The organism is Kitasatospora sp. NPDC004799, from assembly GCF_040609095.1.
In the GTDB taxonomy this organism is placed as follows: Bacteria; Actinomycetota; Actinomycetes; order Streptomycetales; family Streptomycetaceae; genus Kitasatospora.
Genome location: NZ_JBEXJK010000529.1, coordinates 1 through 4,947, shown reverse-complemented (window position 1 = coordinate 4,947; position 4,947 = coordinate 1). Strand labels below are relative to the sequence as shown.

The following is a 4,947-nucleotide window of genomic DNA, read 5'->3' as shown; positions in this document are numbered from 1 at the left end:
GCCAGCCAGACCAGCCCGAAGCCGATCCGCACCACCGCGGCCTGGTGCCGGCCGAGCGCCCGCCCGGTGAAGGCCCCGGGGCCACCGGCGCCTTCACCGCCGCCGACGTCGCCCGGGCCGCCCGGGCCGCGCGCACCGTCCGTGCCGACCGCCCGACACCAGCCGAAGGACAGGAGCGCGCCGCCCGAGCGGACGGCGCCGTTCGAGAGGACAGGGAGCACGCATGACCATCCGGGTACTGCTCGCCGACGACCAGGCCCTGCTGCGCGGTGCCTTCCGCCTGCTGATCGAGGCGGAGGAGGACATGGAGGTGGTCGGCGAGGCCGCCGACGGTCGGGAGGCCGTCGCGCTCGCCCGGGCCACCAAGCCCGACATCGTGCTGATGGACATCCGGATGCCCGGCGTCGACGGCCTCGGCGCCACCGCCGAGATCTGCGGCGACGAGGAGCTGTCCGGCACCCGGGTGCTCATCCTCACCACCTTCGAGATCGACGAGTACGTGGCCCAGGCGCTGCGCGCGGGCGCCGGCGGCTTCCTCGGCAAGGGCGCCGACCCGAAGGAACTGCTCGCCGCCGTACGCACCGTGGCGGCGGGCGAGGCGCTGCTCTCGCCCGCCGCCACCCGGGCCGTGATCGACCAGTTCCTGGCCCAGCCCGAGCCGGCGTCCGCAGCCCCGGGGAGCGAGCGGCTGTCCGTCCTGACCGCCCGCGAGCGCGAGGTGATGTCGATGGCCGCCACCGGCCTCACCAACGAGGAGATCGCCGAGCGGATGTTCGTCAGCCCCTTCACCGTCCGCACCCACGTCCACCGGGCGATGTCCAAGCTCGACGCCCGCGACCGCGCCCAACTCGTCGCCATCGCCTACCAGACCGGCCTGGTCCCACCCGGCCGCCCAGCCTGACCCGGCCCGCCTGACCCCGCTGGCCTGACCCCGCCGACCTGGCCCCGCCAGGGCAGCGCCCGGGTCGCTCCTGGGCCCGCTCCGCTCACCGTGGTCTGGACCACTATGTGGAACCCGCTGGCGGTGCGGCGCCCGCCGTGTGATCGTCTGCGGCATGCCGAGCTTCCTCTCCTTCGACGGATCAGAGATCAGCTACGAACTGGCCGGCCGGGGCGAACCGTTGGTGGTCCTGCCGGGCGGGCCCGGTGCGGACGTCGGGTACCTGGGCGACCTCGGGGGCCTCGGGAGCGGGCGGACGCTGGTCCTGGTCCACCCGCGGGCCACCGGCCGGTCCGCCGTCCCGGAGGACCGTTCGACCGTCTCCTTCGTCCAACAGGCCCGCGACGTCGAGGAGTTGCGCCGACACCTCGGTGCGGAGCGGATCGACCTGCTCGCCCACTCGGCGGGCTGCCTGACCGCCCAGGAGTACCTCGCCGCCCACTCGGCCCGGGTGCGCGGTGCCGTTCTGACAGCCCCGGTCGGCCGGGTCGGACGCGAGCCGGACGAAGCGGAGCTGGCCGCGCTGCGGGCCGGGCGCTCGGGCGAGCCCTGGTACCCGGACGCCGCCGAGGCCGCGCGCCGGCTCGCCGGGGGAGCGGCGCACGGGGCCGAACTCGCCGACCTGCAACGGCGGATCCTGCCGTTCTTCTGGCACGCCTGGACGGATCAGCGCCACATCGAGTACCGCACCGAGCACGCGAGCCGGGTGCCCTGGTACCGCGAGGCCTTCTACGCGGGGTCCGCCGACGCGACCTCGCTGCCGCACCGGTTGGCCCGGCTGGCCGCCACCGACCGGCCGGTCCTGGTCCTGGCCGGCGCCTCCGACGGCATGATCGGCACCGCCCCGGCCCGCGCCGTGGCGGCGTGCCTGCCGCACGCCCGACTGGAGGTGCTGCGGCGCTCCGGCCACCGGCCGTGGGTCGAGGAGCCCGAACGCTTCGTCGCGCTCGTCGAGGGCTTCCTGGCCGGGCTCTGACCGGGCCGCGCTCAGGCCGGGGCGCTCAGGCCGGGGCGGTCAGGGCTTGCGGGCCACCGCGCCGTACATGCTGACGCGGTCGGCGTCGGGGCCCGGAGCGGTGTCGGGGCGCCAGAGGGGGACGGTGGTGACGCCGGGGTCGAGGAGGTCGAGGCCGTCGAGGAAGGCCCGGACCTGCTCGCGGGAGCGGCCGACCAGGGGTGCGGTGGCCCGGTCGTAGACGCCGGTGACCCGGTCGCGGACCTCGGCCGGGATGAAGTCGGCGGTGCCGTGCGAGAGGACCAGGTGGCTGCCGGAGGGCAGCGCGCCCAGCAGGGCGGCGAGGACCCGGTGGGGCTCGTCCTCGTCCCGCAGGAAGTGCAGGACGGCGGCGAGGACGAGCCCCACCGGACGGGAGAGGTCCAGCAGCCCGACCGCCCGGACGGCGTCGAGCAGGGCGGCGGGCTCGCGCAGGTCGGCCTGGATGACGGCGGTGCGGCCGGGGCCCGAGCCGGCCATCAGGGCGCGGGCGTGGCTGAGCACGATCGGGTCGTTGTCCACGTAGACGACCCGGGCGCCCGGCCGGGCCGCCTGGGCGATCTCGTGGGTGTTGCCGGCCGTCGGGATACCGGTGCCGACGTCGAGGAACTGGTCGATGCCGAGGCCGGCGACGCACCGTACCGCGCGGGTGAGGAAGCCCCGGTTGGCGCGGGCGGTGGACCGGAACTCCGGGTTGGCGGCGAGCGCCTTCTCGGCGGCGGCGCGGTCGGCCGGGAAGTTGTCCTTCCCGCCCAGGTAGTAGTCGTACATCCGGGCCGGGTGCGGCACGTCGGGCCGCAGGTCGGCCGCGATCCCGGCCTCGCCGGACTCCCACATGCGCTCGTATCCCACGGCTGTCGCCTCCTCCGCCCAGAAGCCACCTGACGATCCACGCGCGGCCTCGCCGGCGGACAGCCTAAAGCCCTGGTTGCGGCCCCGCTGCCGGTTGGCCGGGTCACCCCCGTATGTCCCTTTTCGCCGGGCGGGGGCGGCCGGTGGGCTCGGCGCGCGCCCCCGCCGCTTCCGGCGCAGGATGGGAGTTCGGGCGGGGGGACAGCCGGGGACGGGAGGTCGGTCCGTGGGGATCGCAATGGCAGACGTTCGCGAGTGGCGCGGCCACCCCGTGGTGGACGAGAAGGGTCACCGCATCGGTGCGCTGGAGTCCGTCTACGTCGAGACGGCCAGCGACGAGCCGTTCTTCGCCACCGTCGCGGTCGGCTTCGCGGGCCGGCGCCGCCTGGTGTTCGTGCCGCTGGACGGGTCGGTGGCCGGGCCGGACTACCTCCGGGTGGCGTACCCGCGCAGCCAGGTCAAGCAGGCCCCGGCGATCGGCACCGACGACGTGCTGCCCGCCGAGGATGAGCCCGCCGTGTTCGCGCACTACGAGCTCCCGTACGCGACCGGTGCCGGCGGGGAGCGCCGTCTGGCCCGCCGCTGAGGCCCGGCCGGCCCGGGGTCGAGGCCCGTCCGGCTCGCCACCGAGGCCCGTCCGGCCCCGTCGCCGGCCCGTGCCCGGCACAACTCCGGCCACCCGGGAATGAATACCCCGCCGGGTACACTTGTCCATCGACAGTCGATGGGAAAGGTGGCCCGGCATGCAGGTGGACGAGGAGGCGGTCGGCGCGGTCCTGAACCGGCTGCGTCGCGCGCAGGGCCAGTTGGCCGGAGTGATCGCGATGATCGAGGCGGGCCGGGACTGCAAGGACGTGGTCACCCAGCTCGCCGCCGTCTCGCGCGCCCTCGACCGGGCGGGGTTCAAGATCGTCGCGAGCGGCATGCGCCAGTGCATGGCGGCCGCCGACGAGGGCGCCGCGCCGATGAGCGAGGCCGAGCTGGAGAAGCTCTTCCTCGCCCTGGCCTGACCGGCCCCGCGGCCGGGCCCACAACCGGATACACGGCCGGGTCCACAACCGGATCCAGGGCCGGGGACGCCGATCCGGTGACCCCCGGACGTGGCTCGGCCGCCCCGTCGCGGCCCGCGGTTACCGTCGGGCGCATGCAGAAAATCACCACCTTCCTCTGGTTCGACGACCAGGCCGAAGAGGCCGCGGCCTTCTACACCACGCTGTTCCCGAACTCCCGGATCACCGGCATCACCCGCTACGGCGAGGCCGGCCCCGGCCCGGCCGGCTCGGTGATGACCGTCGGGTTCGAGCTCGACGGCCGCGCGTACACGGCCCTCAACGGCGGCCCCGAGTTCCACTTCACCGAGGCGATCTCGCTCCAGGTGGCGTGCGAGGACCAGCGGGAGGTCGACGAGCTCTGGGCCGCGCTCACCGCGGACGGCGGCGAGCCGGGCCCGTGCGGCTGGCTCAAGGACCGCTACGGCCTCTCCTGGCAGATCACCCCGCGGGTGCTGCTCGACCTGGTCGCCGACGAGGACCGGGCCAAGGCGAGCCGGGTGATGGCGGCCATGCTGCGGATGCAGAAGATCGAGATCGAGCCGCTGCTCGCCGCGGCCGAGGGGTGAGGCCGTGACCGCCCCCAGCCACCGGAGCATCACCTACCTGCGGGCCACCCCGGAGCGGGTCTGGCACGCGCTCACCAACGCCGACGAGTCGGGCCTCTACTGGGGCCACCGCAACGTCTCCACCTGGCTGCCCGGCGCGCCCTGGGAGCACCAGCGGACCGACGACTCCGGCATCGCCGACGTCATCGGCACCGTCGAGGCGGTCGACCGCCCGCACCGGCTGGTCACCACCTGGGCCGGGCCGCAGGAGCAGCGGGCCGGCTGGCCGTCGCGGGTCACCTTCGAGCTGGAGGGCTGGCAGGACCTCACCCGGCTCACCGTCACCCACGAGAACCTGGCCGACGAGGCCGAGCGGGCGGACGCCGAACAGGGCTGGTCGGCGGTGCTCGCCAACCTCAAGACCTACCTGGAGACCGGCCACCCGCTGCCCCAGCAGCCCTGGCTGATGCCCTGACCGCGGCGCCCCGCGGAACACGGCAGGCCTGGGTTGTTCGCCCACTACTCGAACATCAACGCCTCGGGCTTCCGTGAGCTGCTCGAGGG

General features: G+C 75.0%; 7 protein-coding genes and 1 pseudogene. 6 read left to right on the top strand and 2 right to left on the bottom strand.

What is annotated here, in order from left to right; translation table 11 throughout:
- A pseudogene (locus tag ABZW03_RS37240) lies at window positions 1-221 on the bottom strand (hypothetical protein); the annotation flags it as partial.
- A gap of 2 nt (window positions 222-223) precedes the next feature.
- Between ABZW03_RS37240 and ABZW03_RS37235 the strand changes: the two are divergent.
- Window positions 224-901, top strand: a complete 678-nt coding sequence (locus ABZW03_RS37235; protein WP_355268768.1) for a response regulator transcription factor — start codon at window positions 224-226, stop codon at window positions 899-901.
- 154 nt (window positions 902-1,055) lie between these two features.
- On the top strand, window positions 1,056-1,916 hold the full coding sequence (locus ABZW03_RS37230) for an alpha/beta hydrolase (protein WP_355268766.1): 861 nt from the start codon (window positions 1,056-1,058) through the stop codon (window positions 1,914-1,916).
- Between the two features lie 39 nt (window positions 1,917-1,955).
- On the opposite strand, the gene ABZW03_RS37225 is transcribed toward ABZW03_RS37230, so the two are convergent.
- Window positions 1,956-2,786 carry an SAM-dependent methyltransferase gene (locus tag ABZW03_RS37225; RefSeq protein ID WP_355268764.1) on the bottom strand — a complete coding sequence of 277 codons (831 nt, stop codon included), beginning with the start codon at window positions 2,784-2,786 and terminating at the stop codon, window positions 1,956-1,958.
- A 238-nt stretch (window positions 2,787-3,024) separates the two neighbouring features.
- Here ABZW03_RS37225 and ABZW03_RS37220 point away from each other — a divergent pair, with 238 nt between their 5' ends.
- From ABZW03_RS37220 to ABZW03_RS37205, 4 genes are all read left to right on the top strand, one after another.
- Window positions 3,025-3,372: a PRC-barrel domain-containing protein gene (locus ABZW03_RS37220; RefSeq protein ID WP_355268762.1), complete on the top strand. Its 348-nt coding sequence runs from the start codon at window positions 3,025-3,027 to the stop codon at window positions 3,370-3,372.
- Between the two features lie 157 nt (window positions 3,373-3,529).
- On the top strand, window positions 3,530-3,796 hold the full coding sequence (locus tag ABZW03_RS37215) for a metal-sensitive transcriptional regulator (RefSeq protein ID WP_355268760.1): 267 nt from the start codon (window positions 3,530-3,532) through the stop codon (window positions 3,794-3,796).
- 134 nt (window positions 3,797-3,930) lie between these two features.
- Entirely contained in the window at window positions 3,931-4,404 is a 474-nt protein-coding gene (locus ABZW03_RS37210; RefSeq protein WP_355268758.1) for a VOC family protein, read from the top strand.
- A gap of 4 nt (window positions 4,405-4,408) precedes the next feature.
- A complete protein-coding gene (locus ABZW03_RS37205; protein ID WP_355268756.1) occupies window positions 4,409-4,858 on the top strand; it encodes an SRPBCC family protein in 450 nt (149 codons plus the stop codon).
- Window positions 4,859-4,947: the final 89 nt, after the last annotated feature.